Below are 18,680 nucleotides of genomic sequence, written 5' to 3'. Positions count from 1 at the left end.
CTCCTGCTGCGGCTGCAGTGTGTCCACCAAGGGCGGGGCCCGCAAAAGTGCGGTGGCGCGGCAGATCAATCGCGCGTGCTAGACAGCGAAAGAGGGAGTGAGGGATGCGTGCTTGCGAAATCGCCGTCGTCGGCCTCGGCCTGATAGGGAGTTCTGCGTTCCATGCGCTGGTGCGTCGTGGGGCCGACGTGCTCGGATTCGACCCTCTTGTCTTGGGCGAGGCTCGCGGCTCGTCGCATGGCTCATGCCGAGTGTACCGACGCTTCAATTTCGAGAGCGCGGCTTACACGGAGCTTAGCGATGCTGCCCTCAAGGGATGGCGGATGTTGGAGGCCGCCAGCGGACGAACAATCCTCATGCCGACCCACGTACTCGAAGCAGGACCTCCCGGATCGAAGATGGTGGCCGACTCCCGCGCCGCCGCGCTCAAGGACGCCGTCCCCGGTCCGGTCACGGGAGCGGAAGCAAACGCCGCATTTCCCGCGTTCCGGCTTCCGGATAATTGGGATGTGGTCGTCCAGGAAAGCGGCGGGATCCTGTTGGCCGAAGCGGCGATCCGCGCGTTTCGCGAAGGCGCCGAACACCGCATCATTCTGGCTCCGGCCCGAATACGGCCGGTGGCCGCCGGCATCCGTATTTCAATGCCCCGAGAGGTAATCTTGGCCGAGAGGGCCATCATTGCTGCAGGACCGTGGATTGCCGGGCTAATCCCGGGACTCGCACGACACTTAAAGATCACCCGACAAACGGTCGGTTGGTTCAAGCCGGCCAAACCCGAATTGGTGCGTTACGGCGAGTTTCCGGCGTTTATTGTCGAAGGGGAGAAAGGAGTGGTCTACGGCTTTCCCGATTTCGAGGGACGAGGCGTGAAGGCTGCACAGCACGACCAAGGGCCAGTCGTGGGGGCAGACGCCTGGCACCCGCCGCCAACCGACGCAGAACTGGAGACTGTCGGATTGACACTCGCCGAATTGGTTCCCGGAGCGGCGGGGCCAATCGTCGAGCGCGACATCTGCCTCTACACGAACACGCTCCGAGCAGACCTGCAACCGGACGAGGGCAACGAATTCATCATCGATCGACTTCCGGCCGACCCCCGCATCGTCGTTGCGTCGCCTTGCTCCGGTCACGGTGCGAAGTTCGCCAGCGCGATCGGTACGATGCTCGCGGATCTGGCACTCGATGCGAAGCTGATAGCGCCGAACGCGTTTCGGCTCGACCGGTTCAGCGGCGTCGCGCCGCCAAGCTCCTGAGACGTCAATTGGCGTCCAATTCTGGTATTGCAGACAATGGCGTAATTGCGGTCGTGGGCTCGGGCACCAATGGAGCTCCCCCAAACAACCGATTCGCATCAACTGCCATGAAGCACTATGTTGGGTCGGAAGCCGCAGTGTGCGTGGTCGGCGAGACGGGGCAAGTGGGTCTTTGAAGACCGCCCGTAATCGGTCTGTGCCGGGAATTGCCCCAGCTGATCAAGTAGCTCGCAGTGTTTGTGGGTCGCGAGGGCTTCGCCCTGATCTAACGGCTGACGCTTGGCCGGCGTCGGGTTCCAGTTATTCGCCGATCGCGAACCGCGAACATACTGGGCGGAGCGGAAGGAGTTTCCGAAAGTGGCGATCAATCACACCAAATACCCTAATCAACATCATTGGTCTTTTCGAGGCTTTTCGGCCTTGTGCACGCGCTACCCCGCCCTGCAGTCCATTGCGGGTCTCACCTGCTTTCGAGAAGCTGACGAGGCCGCGGTCCCGTAGCTGAGCGGCATTCGCACCGCCCAGCCTGTTCGTTCGCTAACCCGTCCTATTCGTGAGAGTGCTTTTTTTAGTCCGATTGATGTGGCCGCACATCTGCTCTGACGAGGCGCGCGGGATTGCCTTCGGCTTTTCACCGCCTGACGACCCGTACTTTGCAACGCGCTTGAGGGATGGGTTGGGCGAACGGGGGGCGGACGCCCCGCCGGTCAAGGACCGAGCGGCAGCAGCGCGCCTGGCAAGCCGCGGATCAGGTCGGCTTCGGGACATGCCGCGGCAAACGCAAGGCGAATGCGGCTCGTGGTCTCGACGACACGGGCAGCGAGTTTCAAGAGACGAAGACGCAGCGTCGCGAACTCGGCTGTGGCCAATTCCCGGGCTTTGGGAATCGCGTCGCGCACGGTCAGCATCAGCCAATAAGCGGCGGTGTGGAGAACGAGGCGGACTTGATTGGCGAGCGCCGAACGGCAGCTGGTGCGATCGGAGGCGAGCTGTGTCTTATGCAGCTTGATCAGATTCTCGGCTTGGCCGCGCGCGCAATACAGGCTGTCGTAGATCCACTCGGCCGAGCCGACATCGAGGCTGGTGACGACGAAACGGATGTCGAGGCCGAGCATCGTCGCCTCAATACGGGCGACGGTACGCCGTTCGCGATCCCAGGACTTGGCCTTGTGGCGCGTCTCGGTATAGCCACGCAGAACCGGCAGGTTCTCGATGGCGCGTCGCGTGCGGATGTCGTCGGCGGCCTCGTCGAGTTTTCTGGCGAGCGGCTTGGTGCCGGACAGACCGAAGATGTAGTCGATGCCGTTGGTCTCGCACCACGCCATTGCCTCCGGCCGGGCATAGTGCCCGTCGCCACGGAACGTAATTCGCGTGTTGTGCCACCGCGTCCGGATATGCCGTATCAGGCGGCGCAGATGGGCACGCACCTCGACGCCGCCCGGCGTCTTGCCGGGCCGCAACACGACCGCCACGGGCCGGCTCTTCTCCGTGTCGTAGACGTGGATCGGCAGGAAGCAGCGTTCGTCATAATGAGCGTTGAACAGCGAGAGCTGCTGATGGCCGTGGACGACATCGCAGGTATCATCGATGTCGAGCGTGACGGATGCCGGCTCGCGCGGGTAGCTATCCATCCATGCGTCGACCAAAGTGTAGGTCAGTCGGATCACGTCGCGCAGGCGCGGAGCATTCTCCAGCCGCGACAGCGTCGGTTGGGAACACAGATCGCGACCCGTGTCCGGCAGCCGTCCGCAGGCCAGCTTGAATGCGGGATCGGACCGCAGATGATCGAGGTCGTCGGCGTCCTCGTAGCCGCAGCAGATCGCGAACATGCGCGCGCGGAACATATCGACAAGGCTGTGCACGACCCGCGTCGGATCGCGCCGATCCGGGAACACCCGGGCCAAATTGTCGGCCAAGCCGAGACGCCGCTCGGCCATCGCCAGAAGCATCACGCCCCCGTTCGAGGTCAGCCGACCGCCATCGAAGGCAGCTGTGACTTTCTTGGCGTGAACGGCTGGAAACGAGAAGGGCAGAATCGTATCATCGGTCATGGCGGGCCTGGCGTTCGCGGTTGAGGTGATGGGGTTGGCTTTGCAACCGAATCCTACGCCGCATCAGCGCTTTACACCACGCTCGCCAGCCTCTCAGGCGCACTCTGACGAATAAGACGGGCTAAACGTGGTCGGCCTGCCGCTATCGCAGACCGTGCCTTCGCCCCATCGTTCTCTTGTATGCCGAATCAGGCCCACGCCCGCATGACGCTGTAATTGGTAAGCGGAGTCGATCAGCTTCTCTTTATAGCTCGCACGGAGACCGCCCTCCGTGGTATTATCGGGAACTCCGGCTCTGCCAGCTTCAACATCGAGCGGGACATCCCCCAACTCGTTGGCTTCCGCGAGAAAATGCCAGCAACGCAAGAAGGCCGCACTTTGCCGGCGCGGCCTTCTCGAAAACCTTCTGATCCAGCTATTCAGCGGCGTCGGACATGGCGCCCATCGTCGTTGCGGATGCGACCACGCAAGCTCACCGCCTTGGGGTCCTTAGTGAAGATTAGGCGCGCGGACCATTCCAGCCGAAGGATACGCTTGTCAAGCGGGCACCTGGTGAGCACACGCTCAACGTGCGTCGCTCAGGCGAGACGCTGAGCCGTTTCGGCCTCGTCACCGCCCCAGCCGGCGTCCGCGATCGATGTGTCGATCAGCTCGCCGCGCAACAGCGCGAGCGGCGATTTGTAGTACAGCGCGACGTTGTGGAGGGGATCCGTCAGGACTTTGAAGACCCATACCAGCCCGGTCTGGCCGTCACGGGTGACGAAGAGCTGGATCATCCGAAAGAGGCCGCCGCCAATGCCTATAACGAGCCATACCGTGCCGACTTGCCGGATGAAGTCAAGCCGCCCGACAGGCGGATCGAACATGCCAAACAGCGGGAAGACGTAGAGTGCGAACGGCGCCAGGCCCCAGATTATCAAGAGCACAATCTTGCGCGTCTGGTTGTAGCCGACCTTGACCGTCTCCTTGTACTCGTTGCTGACTTTGTTCACGTTATCGTAGCCGCTCGGCTCGAAGAAGAAATGTCCGGTCTGCCGCGTCAGCATCGCAAGCCAGCCAACGAGGCCGGCCATTGCCGGGTCCTTGAACAAGAGCGCATAGCAACCGAGGAAGATGAAAGCGCTGATCAAATGCAGCATCTGATTAATTCTGCTCCGGTGATAGTAACGGTAGTCATCCCACCGCAGGTTTCGCAGCATGTCTGACAAAGGGCTCATGATCAATCCTCGGTCATTTGACGATGTTGAAGCCATAAGCCGAGTCCGTGACAGATGCGTGAATGCATTATGATGTCGCATTGCAGCTTAATGAGGTGGTAAAGCCGAGCGCCAGGCGCACGCGAAAAGTCGGATGTTCGCTTTTCGGCTTGATATTGGTGACCAGGGCAGCCCAGTCGACCACGATCTCCTTTAACCGAATCAGACCCCTTGCAGACGGGGCGGGGCCATACGTTTTTTGAGCAGACGGTTTTCCAGGGTCAGATCGGCTACGGCCTCCTTCAGGGCGGCGGCCTCCCGGCGGAGATCCTTCACCTCGCCGGAGGTCGCAGCTCGCGCCGTATCGCCCGCCAGGAGGCGCTTGCTGGCCTCGAGGAACTCCTTGGACCAGCCGTAATACATCGAGGCGGCAATGCCCTCGCGCCGGCAGAGCTCGGAGATATTCTCCTCGCCCCGCAGTCCTTCCAGCACGGATACGGATCTTCTCTTCCGTCGAATACTGCCGGCGCGTCTGGCGCCGAATGTCCTTTAGCACTTGTTCTGCCGGCGCTTTGCCCAGTCCGGATTTCTGCTCCATCTGCGCTCCTGTTGGCTACGATGAACCAGAAATCCTCCCTCCGCAAAATCCTTCAATTTGTCTCACATGCGCTGACGGCGAACAGTATGGTCGAGATTCTCGAAGACCGGCTGGTCCGTGCTGTCCTCATGCCACACGACTGGAAGCCAATCGCTGGGCGTGATCTGCTCCGGGCAGGCCAGCAAACCGGCGATAAAGCCGTCAGGATCTTCGAGCAGCATCGTTTCCTCGCCGAGGGCGAGCAATTCCTCGTCAAGCTGCTTGGGTCGGCGCGACAGACCGGACATGGGCACTCCAATTCCATGGAAGCACGGCCTTGCCAAAGCCCATTGCCTTCCAACGCCTCGCATGAGACTCGACAGATCGAAATTCCGCCCAGACCAACAAGGGTCGCCTTCTCATGCTTAGCGCAAAAGGCGGCTTTCTGCTGCGCAACGTACGGTCGTTGCTCATAGCGCGATTGTCAGCTTTGAGACCAACGTCCCCAAGTTAACGCTGACACAAAGTAGAAAGCGACTGGAGAACCTCCAATTTTCAAGCGGCACGCTGCTTGCTTCGTTCGGGGCACCGCGCGGTTCCCCACTCTTCGAGACCGAATGCACATATTCCGTCTGCTTCCGCCTACCTCGCAAGACGCGGCGAGCCCGGCCCGCCGACGCAGTCCAGGACAACTCCCATGAAAAAGTCGCTCCTCCTCGCCGCGTCGCTCTCCATGACCTGTTTGATGTCCGCGGCACTGCCCCAGAAGCTGCCGGCTGCGATGCAGGCGGACGATCCTTTCCTTTGGCTCGAGGAGATCGAAGGGCCGCGCGCATTGGCTTGGGCTCGCGCCGAGAACGACAAGACGCTCGGCGCGCTCCAATCGGATCCCCGCTATCAGCGCTTCTATCAAGAGGGGCTCACCATCCTCCAGGCCAAGGATCGGATTCCGTACGTTTCCTTCGGACGGCGCGGTCTCGACAATTTCTGGCAGGACGAGAATCACGTGCGCGGCGTCTGGCGACGTACCACGTTTGAGAGCTATCGCGCCCAGGACCCGCGATGGGACACCATCCTCGACTTGGAGACGCGCTGGCTGCCGCGGAGAAGAAGAACTGGGTCTTTGAAGGGGGTAGCTGCCTGCCGCCCGAAGAGCGCCTGTGCCTGCTCAAATTTTCCGAGGACGGCAAGGACGCCGTGTTCGTGCGCGAGTTCGACGCGGACGCCCAAGCCTTCGTCACGACCGGCTTCGACCTTCCGGAGGGAAAGCAGGGCGTCAGCTGGATCGACGGCGACACGATCCTGATTGCACGCGATTGGGGCGAAGGGACCACGACGCAGGCCGGCTACCCTTTCGTCGTGAAGGAGCTCAAGCGCGCTCAGCCGCTCGTTGAAGCGCGCGAGGTCTTTCGCGGCGAACCGACCGATGACGGGACGGTGCCATTCGCGCTGCGCGACAGTGCAGGCACGGTCCATGCGACCGGCGCGGTGCGCACTATCAGCACGTTCGAGTATGAGTATGTGCTCTTCGGGCCCAAGGGGCCGATCAAGCTCAACCTGCCAAAGAAGGCGACCATCGGTGGCATCGCCAGTGGCCGCCTGCTCGTGACGCTCGACGAGGAGTGGACGCCGTCCGGCGGCACCCGGTTCGCAGCCGGCTCGATCATCTCGTATGACCTGGCCGAATGGAAGCAGGATCCGCTGCGTGCCAGACCGTCGCTCGTCTTCCAGCCCGGGCCTCGGCAGGCGCTCAGCGGGTTCAGCGCCACCAGGAATTTGTTGATCCTGACGACCCGCGACAAGGTTCAGAGCAAGGCGTTCGTCTACAAGTATGATCAGGGCGCCTAGCGGGCCACGCCGATCCCGCTTCCGGAGAATGCGAGTGTCGGTCTACCTGCCGCATCGAATGAAAGGACGAGGTGATGTTCACCGTCTCCAGCTTTCTCAGGCCGACGTCGCTCTGGTACTTCGACGCCGCGACCGAACGCCTCGACATACTGAAGTCGATACCTCCTAGTACCTACTTTTCTTAAAGCGTGAGTCGTGATTCAAGGTCGGGATGATACCCGAAGCAAGAGAAGTCCACCTTTCGAGGAAAGATCGCAAGGTGCTTGAGGCGTGTTGCCGCTCCCCGGTGACGTTGCAGCGCGATTTGAAGCGGGCGCGGATAGTTCTGTTGGCGGCGGATGGACGCAGCACTCGGTCGATCGCCAAGGAAGTTGGGGTCCAGCCGCGGATTGTCAGCCTTTGGCGGCATCGCTATGCCGACCAAGGCCTTGAAGGGCTGCAAGACAAGCCGCGACCGGGCAAGCAGCCAATCTATACGAAGGCCACCGACAAGCGGATTCTGAAGCTGCTGGACAAGCCGCCGCCGGACGGGTTCGCACGCTGGACCGGGCCCCTGCTGGCCGGGGCGCTGGGCGATGTTGACGTCCAATATGTCTGGCGGTTCCTGCGCAGCCACAAGATTGACCTCGCGGCTCGTAAGTCCTGGTGTGAGAGCAACGACCCGAACTTTACGGCCAAAGCCGCCGATGTTGTCGGCCTCTATGTCGCCCCGCCCGCGAAGGCCATTGTGCTGTGCGTGGACGAGAAGCCCTCGATCCAGGCTTTGGAGCGAGCGCAGGGTTATCTGAAGTTGCCCAATGGCCGCGCCTTGACCGGCCAGAGCCACGATTACAAGCGGCATGGCACCACAACATTGTTTGCGGCGCTCGAAGTCGCCACCGGAAAGATCATCGCGGCGCATTCAAAACGCCGACGCCGCGTCGAGTTTCTCGACTTCATGAACAGCGTCACCGCGGCTTTTCCGAACCGGAAGCTTCACGTCATCCTCGACAACCTCAACACCCACAAGAAGAACGAGCATTGGCTCAAGGCCCACCCCAACGTGCAATTTCATTTCACGCCGACAAGTGCGTCTTGGCTCAATCAGGTCGAGGTATGGTTTTCGATCTTGCAGGGGCAGTCGCTCAGCGGCACCTCCTTCACAAGCCTCACGCAGCTTCAGGAGCACATCGATGCCTACGTCAACGCATACAACGACAGAGCCGAGCCCTTCGTCTGGACCAAGAAAAAGGTCCGTCAACGCCGTTTCAAAGGCCGCCGTATCACTCAGCTCTGATTCTGGGTACTAGGCCAGCCCTATTTTTACTATGAGAACCTCGACGGGGGACATAGTGCCGCCGCCAATCTCATTGAAGATGCACGCCGGGTGGCCCTCGAATATACCTATGCATTCCGGCGGCTTGTCGATGAGTGATGTCGAGAAAACAAAATCTCACTTCACATGATCGACCTTGGCGGCGCCGTCATCGGCAGCGGCGTCAGCAAGCCCGTGTTTACTATATTCAGACCGTGGTATCGCCCCGGATTAGAGCGGCAGGGCAGCGCTGTCGGTCATCATCACGGCAGGGACGTGGACGTTCTCGACCTGCCGCTATCTCGCGCGGGTCGTTCGATACACCAGACTATACGATCTGGGTAGCGGCCATCTGAACCAGCCTGAGCGCTTGAGATTGGCCACTGTCAGTTACCTCGGCAGATCGGCCGCAAGCCGTTCCGACGACGACATTGTTTGAGTCTGTTGAAGACCCGTTCGACCCGGTTGCGAGCGCGATAGAGATAAGGGCTGAAGCAGATCGGATCGTTACGATTAGTTTTCGGCGGGATGTTGGCCCACGCGCCCTTCTTCGTGGCAAGCTCTCCAATTCAGTCGGCGTCATAGCCACGATCGGCAAGCAGCATCGACCCCGATTTCAGACGAGACAGCAATTTCCCGGCAAGTCGAACGTCATGGGCCCCGCCGGGGCTCAATGCCAGCCGTACCGGCAGGCCATTGCTATCGACCAACGCATGAATTTTGCTCGTCAAGCCGCCGCGTGATCTTCCCATCAATTGGCCGATTCTTTGTGATGCAGGCGCCGTGCTGATACGGCCCCAGACACCAGCCCGCCGCCAGCGGACGAAGCGGGTTGTATCAAGTGGTGTACGGCCCAAACGCCTCGGGCAGATCGCGCCAAGGTGCTCCAGATCGCAAGCCCCCAAAATACCATTGAGGACGCGGCGGTCGTTCACTCGAGGAACGCCACGCGGCTTGTTCGGCAGCATCGGCCTTATGGCAGTCCATTCATAGTCGGCGAGTTCATAGCGCATGATTCGAGCCCCAAGTTTTAGGAGTTTGAGTCACAGGGGTCTCGCCAGGCGCAACATTTCTGGCGCGGCCCCGGCTCGGCACTTTCGGTCAGAAGCGAACATCAGCTTGCCGACGCCCCCGCTGAAACCGTTGAAAATGACCCAAACGACATTCGGTTGCTTGCCAGGCGTTTACGGATTGCCCTCAAAGTGCAGACTTCCGTTCAGAGACAACGAAGGACGACCCGCCGATGACCCATCGAATTCTTGTGCACGGGGTGCCTGACACGCCATTCATTTGGAGTGCCTTGATCGAGCAGCTTGGTGCGCACGCGCTGGCACCCAGTCCGCCCGGCTTTTGCGCCCCGCCGCCCGCGGGATTCGGCAGCACCAAGGACGAATACGCAAAATGGTTGGTTGATCTGCTGCAGGATCAATACGCCACCTACGGCCCGCTTGATATCTTCGGACATGATTGGGGTGCATTGTTGACGTTAAGGGCTGCTTCACTGCGCCCGGACTTGATCAACTCATGGGCGATATCGGGAGCGGCGATCGACCCGGATTATGGTGGCCACTTTGTTGCTCATATCTGGAATACACCGCTCCTAGGCGAAATTGCGATAGCCGCTTCACCAAGAAAGATGATAGAAATCATTTTACGTCAGAGCGCGCTTCCACCTGATATTGCGAGGCACGAAGCGGCTGCATGGAGCGCAAACATGCGCAGATCCATCCTCGCACTTTATAGGTCAGCCAACGCGCTCCGATTTGAGGGAGACTGGGTTAACCGGCTCGAAGCCCTACCCAAGCGGGGGCTGTTGATTTGGGGAGCGAAGGACCCTTATGTGCCGGTGTCGGTGGCCCGACGCTTTGCGACGAGGCATGGCGCGAATCTTCTTATAGAACGCAATGCGGGTCACTGGGCCATCGTCGAGCGCGCCAAGGAAATCTCGGGCGTACTCCTAGAGCATTTTCCGACCGGAATGAATCGGGTGGGGATTCCCAAAACGGCGCGAGTCAGATTCAAGCTGCATGCTGGCGAGGGAGGCCAGCATGTATGGCCAGGGCGCTTTCGGTTGATCTTCGTCAAAGGGTGATAGCCGCGATTGACGGTGGCATGTCCTGTCGACAGGCTGCTGAGCGCTTTGGTGTCAGCGCGGCCAGTGCGATCCGCTGGCGCGGTCGCCTCAAGGAAGTTGGCGACATCGTTCCTAAACGCCAGGGCGGTGACCGCAAATCGCAGCGCATCGAAGCGCATTCGCAATTGATTCTGGAGGCAGTGACAGCGAAGCCGGATATCACGCTCGCCGAGTTGCGAGAACTGTTGAAACGTCGTGGAATATCGACTGGCATCGCGTCGCTCTGGCGTTTTTTCCAGCGCAGAAAGATCACACTTAAAAAAAGACAGCGCACGCCGCCGAGCAACGGCGCGGCGATATAAATGCCGCGCGTGAGGAGTGGTTCGAAGGGCAAATCGATCTTGACCCTGAGCGTCTCGTCTTCATCGACGAAACCAGCGCCAACACCAAAATGGCGCGGCTTTACGGCCGCTCGCCACGCGGCGAGCGATGTCGTGCAGCTATCCCACACGGACATTGGAAGACGACGACATTCACCGCTGGATTGCGCTCCGACGGTCTGATCGCGCCGCTTGTTCTGGACGGTCCAATGGATGGCGACGCTTTCCTGGCCTACGTCGAGCAATTGCTCGCCCCATCGCTGCGGCCGGGCGATACCGTTATCATGGACAACTTGCCCGCTCACAAGGTCCATGGCGTTCGAGAGGCCATCCGGGCGGTCGGAGCAAGCCTGCTCTATCTTCCGCCCTACAGTCCAGACTTCAACCCGATCGAAATGGCCTTCTCTAAACTGAAAGCCCTGTTGCGGGCCGCCGCAGCGCGCACCATGCCCGATCTCTGGCAAGCAATCGCCAACGCTCTCAAGCGCTTCTCACCCGAGGAATGCCAAAATTATCTCGTCGCGGCTGGTTACGGCGCAACGTGATCGGAAAATGCTCTAGCTCACTGGCAGAAATAGCTCGGTTCGTGTCCGCCAGGAATCGACGTTTGCCCCTGTAGGACCAACGAGGGCCTTGATAACCTCTTCTGGTTCCGGACCATCACGACCTGGCTGCGCTGCCGCACGAACCTGGTCACCATAGGGTCAAAGCAGACGTAACCTTCGTCGCATGACGCCGCCGGTTTTATGGGGTACACGGCCTTCTGTAATGGGCCCGACGATGTAGCCTCCCGAGTGAACGTCACGCCGCCGAGCTCATGCTTCTGTCCGTGGTCAACGCCTGGCCGCCACATCATGCTGTCAGAGGGAGCGGTGAGCCTATCTAGATACGCGTGGTTCGTCAGGCGACGACCACTGGCCGTGTAACGGCTTCACCGGATCCACCGTCCCGGCGACGGGACTTCGGGCACAGGGCTTCAGTTCAGCCCGGTTGCGTTCTTGATCTCCTCCACGTCTTCTATGTTGCGGATCGGATCCGCTCCTGCTCATCGATAAGTTGTGCCGTCGACCCAGATGCGATGCAGGATCACTGCGAGCTTGCGTGCCAGGGCAACTTTTGCGCGCTTCGAGCCTCGCCGCTTGGCGACGTCCATCCCCAGCGCTTGAGTTTTGAGAACCGCGTGATGCGCGATAGCAGAACGTTGGCGGCTTCATACAACACCCTGTGCACCATCTCATCGCCAGCCAGCGTGAGCCCGCCTGTGACGTCTTCTTCTCCCGATTGGTACTTCTTTGGCGTGAGCCCGAACAGCAGCGCCTGCTGCCTTCGATTTTACGATGCGATGAGGGTCATCAATCGCTGATTTGTAGGTAACAGCCACTAGGGGGACCAACGCCCGGCACTGTCATAAGCCGGCGACAGACTGCATCGTCACGCACAATTGCCAGCACAGCCTTGTGCAGCCTTCCGTATTCTGCCTTCAAAGCCGATCGTGCCGAAAGCATCGCGCTGGCAATACGCTCCAATGTCGACTGACCTGCAATCAACCCTCGGATCCGCGCTTCGAAATTCTTCCGCGTCACCGGACCACCCTTCAGCCCAAAGCCACGCAAAATCCCGCGGATACTCAACTCCACGTCGATCAGCCGCCCGAGAAGCTGTTTGCGCGCGATCAGGAGGGCCCGGATCTCCTGCGCATCGACTGACTTTGCGTGTACCGGCCGAAACCATCCCGTCCGGTTCAACTGGGCGATTCCGCGCGCATCCTTACGATCAGTCTTCACCGTCATCGCAGACAATGCCGCCTTTACGTGCCGCGTTCCCAACAGAACCGTTTCAAATCCTGCGTCTTTCAGTCTCGCATGCAACCACTGCGACAGGGGCCCGGCCTCTAGCCCGATCCGCTTCACCGCAAAGCCAAGCGCCTCAAAAAAGTTAACTAAGACGTCGGGTTCTCTCGCGACCTTTGCCTCCTTCAGGATTTTAACCTGGGGCATCCACAACGCACACGCTCGACAGTTCCAATGACACGTCGATTCCGGCATAGTTCTCCACGGCTGTCCTCCGTCTCCAGATGCTTGGGGCCGACTCAAGTCGTGACCCCGTTTGATCATCTATCGGGGACAGCCACCATCATGACCCCTTGCTCTGAGCAGGGCCCATTACCGCATCTAGCATTACTTTGGCAGATTGTTGGATTTAGGCTTTTTATTAGGATTCCCGAATCGATTTTTCAATGATTCATGGGTGGTCGGCTCTTGGAGGGCTGACCATGGCAGAATGGGAAGACGAACTCGAACGCTGGCTGAAGCCTTTCCTGGATCGGTTGGGTCATAAGACCCGACAACGGATGTGTCCGCTGTTCGTTGCGGGATTAATCGGTCCCGGCGATCGCAAAAGCGTTCAGCCGATGGCGGAACGCGTTGCATCGGGCAACTACGATCAGCTGCACCATTTCATCGCCGATGGTGTCTGGGACGCGACACCGCTGGAATCGGAACTGCTCAACCAGGCGGATCGACTTGTCGGCGGCAAGGATGCCGTGCTGGTTATTGACGACACGGCAATGCCGAAGAAGGGCGACCGCTCGGTTGGTGTCGCGGCCCAAAATGCGTCGGCTCTTGGCAAAACGGCAAATTGCCAGACGCTGGTGTCGCTGACACTTGCGCGCGGCGAAGTGCCGGTGATGGTCGCGTTGCGTCTCTTTCTGCCTGAGAGTTGGACAAGCAACGTGCTTCGATTGAAGCGCGCGCGCGTACCGGTCGAATATCGAACGCCACGATCCAAGCCGGAAATTGCTTTGGCTGAGATTGACCGCGCGATCGGAGCCAACGTGCGCTTTGGATGTGTGTTGGCGGATGCAGGATACGGGCTCAGCGCGCCGTTTCGACAGGGACTAACGGCACGCGGATTGGCCTGGACGGTCGGCATCCCTCGACATCTCAAGGTTTATCCGGTTGATGTGCAGCTCATCTGGCCGGTTACCAAAGTTCGAGGTCGACTTCGAAAGCACCACGTGCCAGATATTTTATCGATCGCGACCGAAGACATGCTGGCCAGCGCCAAGTGGAAATCCGTGAGTTGGCGCAGCGGGCCGAAGGGTCGGCTGAAAGCCCGATTTGCTGCTGTCCGTGTGCGCATCGCCGACGGGCCTCCGCAGCGAATATGGGATAAGGATCAGCAGCATCTCCCGGGCGACGAGGCGTGGCTCATTGGCGAGCAGCGCGCCTCGGGGAGAAGAAATACTATCTTGCTAACCTGTTCGGGGCGGCAGATCTGCGCATACTGGCCGCCACCATCAAGGCGCGATGGATTTGCGAGCAGGCCCATCAGCAGCAGAAAGAAGAGCTTGGCCTCGATCACTTCGAAGGGCGTTCGTGGCAAGGTCTTCATCGTCACGCCCTAATGACTATGATTGCCTACGCCTTCTAGCAGCACCGTCGCCTCGCACACGCGGGGCGGAAAAAAAGAATCAACGGGCCTCCGCCTCAACCAACCATGCCCGCCGTACCGTCACGCTATCGTTGATCTCATCCTTCGGCCAGCGTCTCAGCGGTGTCCCTACTGCAGAAAACAAATCCATGAAAAACCTTGGCGCAAACAGATTCTGCCAAAGTAGTGCTAAGTTGCCCTTACCTTGGCTGGGACGGCGCATCAGCACCTCGTCAATTCCCTTCAGCCGTTCAGGCGACAAGACTGAGCTGCTGCCGGTTTGATGGACACCGAGATTAGGTGTTTCATGAAGCCGGAGGTGGCGATGAAAAGACGGAAGTTCAGCCGCGAGTTCAAGGTCGAGGCGGTCAAGCTGGTGCGGGAACGTGGGGTGTCGGTGGCGCAAGCTGGCCGTGACCTGGATGTTCATGAGAATGTTCTCCGCAAATGGGTGAAGGAGTTGGGCTCCGACCCGGCGCAAGCCTTTCCCGGCCACGGGCAGATGAAGCCGGAGCAGCAGGAGATCGAGCGGCTGCGCCGTGAGGTCGCCAAGCTGAAGGCCGAGCGGGATATCCTAAAAAAGGCCGCAGCCTACTTCGCGAAGGAAGCGACATGAAGTTCGCCTTCGTCGCGAAGCACCGGACGATCTGGCCGGTGGCATGGCTATGCGATGCGCTGGGAGTGTCGCGGTCGGGCTTCCATGCCTGGCTGAACCGCTCTCCCAGCGCCAGATCCCGCAGCGACGAGGAGCTCGGCGGCAAGGTCAAGGCCAGCTTCGCCGCCAGCGACCGCACCTATGGCGCACGCCGGGTGTGGCGTGACCTGCTCGCCGACGGGGCGGATTGCGGCCTGCACCGGATTGAGCGGCTGATGCGCCTGCAAGGCTTGCGGGCGCGGCCGCGACGTCGGCGCTTACCGAAGGACAGCGGCGATCGACAGCTCGAGACCGTACCGGCGAACCTCCTTGACCGGCAGTTCGCCGCCGAGCGGCCGAACCAGAAGTGGATCGCCGACTTCACCTATCTCTGGACGGCCGAAGGCTGGCTCTATGTCGCAGCGGTGATCGACCTGTTCTCACGCCGCGTGGTGGGCTGGTCGATGAGTGCCTCCATGACGGCACAGCTCGTGACGGACGCATTGTTGATGGCCGTCTGGCGGCGCGGCAAGCCGGATGCGCTGTTGCATCACTCCGACCAGGGCAGCCAGTACACCAGCGAGCAGTTCCAGCGCCTGATGGCCGACCACGGCATCGTTTGCAGCATGAGCCGCTCCGGCAACGTCTGGGACAACGCGGCGATGGAGAGCTTCTTCTCCTCGCTCAAGACCGAGCGTACGGCCAACAAGATTTATCAAACCAGAGATGAGGCACGCGCCGATGTGTTCGACTACATCGAACGATTTTACAACACGACCCGCAGGCACTCGACCATCGGCTATCTCAGCCCGGTTGAGTTCGAGCGCAAGGTGGGATTAGCTTAAGCGGGTGTCCATCAAACCGGCAGCAGCTCAGACAGAGCTGGCTCCGCAAATTCGGACAGTAGCTTGAGTGGATTTTCTGCCTGACAGCGGCGAGGATTCTTGCCGCGAATCAGGAGCGAAGATGACGAAGAAGAGCCGCCGGATGCATTCTCCGGCATTCAAGGCGAAGGTTGCTTTGGCTGCGGTCAAAGGCGAGAAGACGCTGGCGGAGCTGGCGCAACTGTTTGATGTTCATCCGAACCAGATCACGATCTGGAAAAACCAGCTCCTGGAAGGCGCCGCCGGCGTGTTTGGGCATGACAAGGCGTCGGCCGAGACGCCGGTCGATTTGAAGGCGTTACATGCCAAGATCGGCGAGCTGGCGTTGGAAAACGATTTTTTGTCCGGCGCGCTCACCAAGGCGGGCCTGCTGAGCGCAAAGCGATGATCGACCGCGGTCATGATCTTTCTATCGTGCGCCAGGCGAAGGTCCTGAAGCTGGCTCGCAGCACGGTCTACTATGAACCTCGGCCAGTTTCGGCCGAGGACCTTGCCTTGATGCGTCGGCTCGATGAGCTGCATCTCGATTATCCCTTCGCGGGAGCGCGTATGCAGCGATCGTTGCTGCGGCGGGAGGGCGTATACGCCGGTCGCCGCCACATCGCGACGCTGATGAAGCGCATGGGGATCGAGGCGGTCTATCGTCGCCCGAACACGAGTAAGCCGGCACCGGGTCACAAGATCTACCCGTACCTGTTGCGCGGATTGAAGATCGAGCGGCCCGACCAGGCGTGGGCAATGGACATCACCTACATTCCGATGCGGCGTGGCTTCGTCTATCTCGCGGCGGTCGTCGATGTGTTCAGCCGACGGGTCCTGGCCCATCGCGTCTCGATCACAATGGAGGCGGCCTTCTGCGTCGAAGCGGTCCAGGAGGCGTTGGCGAAGCACGGCAGGCCCGAGATTTTCAACACGGACCAGGGCAGCCAGTTCACCAGCCTCGAGTTCACCGATGTGCTGCTGGACGCGAAGATCGCCATCAGCATGGACGGCAAGGGCGCCTGGCGCGACAACGTGTTTGTCGAGCGGCTCTGGCGCACGGTCAAATACGAAGAAGTTTATCTCCGCGCCTACGACAGCGTGTCCGAGGCGCGAGCGTCAATTGCCAAGTATCTGGCCTTCTACAATCAGGGACGCCCTCACTCGAGCCTTGACGGGCGCACGCCCGACGAGGCTTACTTCGGCACGCAAGCTATGGTGATGGCCGCATGACCGTCGCCGACGATTTTGTCGTCGCTCTGGTCGGGCTACGCCCTCCCGACGCAACGACAAAATCGAAAGGCCCCGCGTTCAGCATAACCCGGCAGGAATCCACTTAAATCCCGCGGGGCGCTGTCCAAACAACCGGCGCCAGCTCTGTACACATTCACGCCGGCAAGCTTAGACGCACGCCATTCACCCACCTTGTGCGTGGTGGCAGTGGTAGTCGAATCGACCTGGTTCGTGGATTGCGCCGACGCCGCGCCGGTCATCGACGCAGTAGCCAGGAATGCGATTGCAATGCATTTCGAAATCATGATGTTCCTCCATTGCTTAGGGGAACAACAGGGCGCGGAAAGTTTGGTTCCAGAGACGGAACAAGAAACAATATCCGTGCTGCCGAGGTCTCTGAGACCTGATGCTGTTCCGTGATGGCAGAATTCCGTCCCTATGTTTTCAGACTTTCGAGAGGCACCCCACGAACTCGAGCGAAGATTTGCTTGTGGTTGCCGTTCAGCCCGTTGGGCCGTTTCCAACGCGATGACCGCTTTCACGAGGACCAGACGTGAGCCAACTTCACCGCCAGCCACTTCGCTAATGCAGCGTTCACGGCTACCGGACATTCATGTGCCATCCAGTGGCCAGACCGGATCATGACCTCGGTCAAGTCGTCGCAGTATTGACGCATCGGCTCTGGGAACCGGGAGCCTCCAGTCGTCAAGGGGATGTCCCGGGTTCTGTTGAATTTCTGAAGAGGTTGGCGTTGCCCACCTTGAGCCGGTAGGCTCTGGGTGCTGATGCCACAATGGAGAGCAACGCCATGAAGAGAGATACCACACCGGCTGGGTGTCTGAACGATCAGCCCAGTCTCGATAATCGGGCAGGAGCCTTGCCGGCCCGAACTTGATGCGTTCATGCGACGACTGGAGACACCAGCTTGACCGGCGCGGCCTCGACCTCCTGTCAATCGCCGTGGCCGCTGCGATAGCGGTAGGAGGCGATTCCCGATTGCCAGTTCGGGACCAGGTCATGCGCAGATCGACGTTGGGCAGAATCACCGGTCCCAGCCCGGCATGGTGCGGCCAGTGGATCGGCGGGTAGCCAGTAAGGAGTACTAGAAGTAGTGCCGGCGCCGGCAAGAGCGTAGGCAGCTGGCTGTAATTGCCTTACAGGGAGGCGGCGACATCGAGCGGCGGATTAACAGCTTGGGTGATGCTGCCGCAGCCCTGGATCCGCCTGTTCGGCGTGTCGACGACCAGATCCAGCTTGAAGATTATGTCTCCTGGGCGGCTTTCGCCAATCTGATAGCAGGCGTGAAACAATCCGACGTGGTCTTTGGTTGTCGTATCTGGCATAGAGCTATCCTTTCCTGTTTAAGAGGATTGAGCGGGTGATCCGCCGTGGTCATCCGGCCAACTCCCGCACGTAGTTGTCAGATTCTTCCGCCGAGATCGCCTTCACCGGAATGCGCGTGCCATTGCTACCGGACACGACGATTTGCGGCACATAATGGCCGGGGAAGCTGCCCTTGACCGCGTAGGGCGTGGACCCATCACCGTGCGGTCCCGTCCAGCCCATCACGTCGATCTTCGGGCCGCCGACCCAATGCGGATCGCGCACTAGGGTAATTCCTGTCGTGAAGTTCGGCGCATCACCCTCAACTTCGACCAGAAATAGCCCGAATCCATCGGATCCGTGATGAAGGTGACTTTTGTCGTTTTAGACGGCTCCGTCTGATAGAAACCCATGATTGTCCTCGTGAGCTGACGATGCTTGGGCGACGCTGCGCAGCATCCCCGCACGCCTGATGACCCGTGCGGCGCTGGGTGGTGTCCGCCAGCGGCGCAGAGAATTTGC

12 protein-coding genes and 6 pseudogenes are annotated in these 18,680 nt (G+C 60.2%); 9 read left to right on the top strand and 9 right to left on the bottom strand.

Annotation, left to right across the window (positions count from 1 at the left end; translation table 11 throughout):
- Positions 1-104 precede the first annotated feature (104 nt).
- Positions 105-1,253, top strand: coding sequence for an N-methyl-L-tryptophan oxidase (gene solA, locus HAP54_RS01975; protein ID WP_166298606.1), 1,149 nt, complete (start codon positions 105-107; stop codon positions 1,251-1,253).
- 707 nt (positions 1,254-1,960) lie between these two features.
- Here the strand turns inward: solA and HAP54_RS01970 are convergent.
- From HAP54_RS01970 to HAP54_RS01955, 4 genes and pseudogenes are all read right to left on the bottom strand, one after another.
- On the bottom strand, positions 1,961-3,304 hold the full coding sequence (locus HAP54_RS01970) for an IS1380-like element ISBdi2 family transposase (RefSeq protein WP_166204320.1): 1,344 nt from the start codon (positions 3,302-3,304) through the stop codon (positions 1,961-1,963).
- 578 nt (positions 3,305-3,882) lie between these two features.
- Positions 3,883-4,521: a hypothetical protein gene (locus HAP54_RS01965; RefSeq protein ID WP_166298605.1), complete on the bottom strand. Its 639-nt coding sequence runs from the start codon at positions 4,519-4,521 to the stop codon at positions 3,883-3,885.
- A gap of 231 nt (positions 4,522-4,752) precedes the next feature.
- Positions 4,753-5,098 (bottom strand): annotated as a pseudogene (locus HAP54_RS01960) (transposase); the annotation flags it as partial.
- Positions 5,099-5,160: 62 nt separating this feature from the next.
- Positions 5,161-5,385 (bottom strand): UPF0149 family protein, encoded by a 225-nt coding sequence (locus tag HAP54_RS01955; protein ID WP_029084244.1) that lies wholly within the window; start codon positions 5,383-5,385, stop codon positions 5,161-5,163.
- Positions 5,386-5,774: 389 nt separating this feature from the next.
- Here HAP54_RS01955 and HAP54_RS01950 point away from each other — a divergent pair.
- From HAP54_RS01950 to HAP54_RS01940, 3 genes and pseudogenes are all read left to right on the top strand, one after another.
- Positions 5,775-6,107: pseudogene (locus HAP54_RS01950) on the top strand (S9 family peptidase); the annotation flags it as partial.
- Positions 6,108-6,139: 32 nt separating this feature from the next.
- A complete protein-coding gene (locus HAP54_RS01945; RefSeq protein WP_224742080.1) occupies positions 6,140-6,925 on the top strand; it encodes a hypothetical protein in 786 nt (261 codons plus the stop codon).
- A gap of 211 nt (positions 6,926-7,136) precedes the next feature.
- Positions 7,137-8,201, top strand: a complete 1,065-nt coding sequence (locus tag HAP54_RS01940; RefSeq protein ID WP_166204319.1) for an IS630 family transposase — start codon at positions 7,137-7,139, stop codon at positions 8,199-8,201.
- 440 nt (positions 8,202-8,641) lie between these two features.
- Here the strand turns inward: HAP54_RS01940 and HAP54_RS52410 are convergent.
- Positions 8,642-9,011: pseudogene (locus HAP54_RS52410) on the bottom strand (IS5 family transposase); the annotation flags it as partial.
- A 56-nt stretch (positions 9,012-9,067) separates the two neighbouring features.
- A pseudogene (locus HAP54_RS52405) lies at positions 9,068-9,187 on the bottom strand (IS5/IS1182 family transposase); the annotation flags it as partial.
- Positions 9,188-9,462: 275 nt separating this feature from the next.
- Here HAP54_RS52405 and HAP54_RS01930 point away from each other — a divergent pair.
- Entirely contained in the window at positions 9,463-10,311 is an 849-nt protein-coding gene (locus tag HAP54_RS01930; protein WP_166298604.1) for an alpha/beta fold hydrolase, read from the top strand.
- Positions 10,272-11,218, top strand: a protein-coding gene (locus tag HAP54_RS01925; RefSeq protein WP_166298603.1) for an IS630 family transposase whose coding sequence is annotated in 2 segments (ribosomal slippage) — positions 10,272-10,611 and positions 10,611-11,218 — 948 coding nt in all. Because the reading frame shifts where the segments join, the coding sequence is not laid out codon by codon here. The genes HAP54_RS01930 and HAP54_RS01925 overlap by 40 nt, the downstream gene beginning before the upstream one ends.
- 500 nt (positions 11,219-11,718) lie before the next feature.
- Here the strand turns inward: HAP54_RS01925 and HAP54_RS01920 are convergent.
- Positions 11,719-12,728: pseudogene (locus tag HAP54_RS01920) on the bottom strand (IS110 family transposase).
- A 181-nt stretch (positions 12,729-12,909) separates the two neighbouring features.
- Between HAP54_RS01920 and HAP54_RS01915 the strand changes: the two are divergent.
- The 3 genes and pseudogenes from HAP54_RS01915 to HAP54_RS01900 all read left to right on the top strand — a co-directional run bounded on the left by HAP54_RS01915 (position 12,910) and on the right by HAP54_RS01900 (position 16,835).
- Positions 12,910-14,258, top strand: a pseudogene (locus HAP54_RS01915) (IS701 family transposase).
- Between the two features lie 172 nt (positions 14,259-14,430).
- A protein-coding gene (locus tag HAP54_RS01905) for an IS3 family transposase (protein WP_166295259.1) occupies positions 14,431-15,584 on the top strand; the annotation gives its coding sequence in 2 pieces (ribosomal slippage) (positions 14,431-14,680 and positions 14,680-15,584; 1,155 coding nt in all).
- Between the two features lie 121 nt (positions 15,585-15,705).
- Positions 15,706-16,835, top strand: a protein-coding gene (locus HAP54_RS01900) for an IS3-like element ISRj2 family transposase (RefSeq protein WP_166296389.1) whose coding sequence is annotated in 2 segments (ribosomal slippage) — positions 15,706-15,958 and positions 15,958-16,835 — 1,131 coding nt in all. Because the reading frame shifts where the segments join, the coding sequence is not laid out codon by codon here.
- Between the two features lie 1,154 nt (positions 16,836-17,989).
- On the opposite strand, the gene HAP54_RS01895 is transcribed toward HAP54_RS01900, so the two are convergent.
- Together HAP54_RS01895 and HAP54_RS01890 are read right to left on the bottom strand one after the other, a co-directional pair.
- Positions 17,990-18,178 (bottom strand): DUF1842 domain-containing protein, encoded by a 189-nt coding sequence (locus HAP54_RS01895; protein ID WP_166298602.1) that lies wholly within the window; start codon positions 18,176-18,178, stop codon positions 17,990-17,992.
- Positions 18,179-18,227: 49 nt separating this feature from the next.
- Complete coding sequence (locus tag HAP54_RS01890; protein WP_210297574.1) at positions 18,228-18,443, bottom strand: hypothetical protein; 216 nt, start codon at positions 18,441-18,443, stop codon at positions 18,228-18,230.
- Positions 18,444-18,680 lie beyond the last annotated feature (237 nt).

It is taken from the genome of Bradyrhizobium sp. 2S1 (assembly GCF_011516625.5).
Taxonomy (GTDB): domain Bacteria; phylum Pseudomonadota; class Alphaproteobacteria; order Rhizobiales; family Xanthobacteraceae; genus Bradyrhizobium; species Bradyrhizobium septentrionale.
The sequence above is the reverse complement of the archived record's forward strand: the minus strand, read 5'-3'. Positions and strand labels throughout refer to the sequence as shown.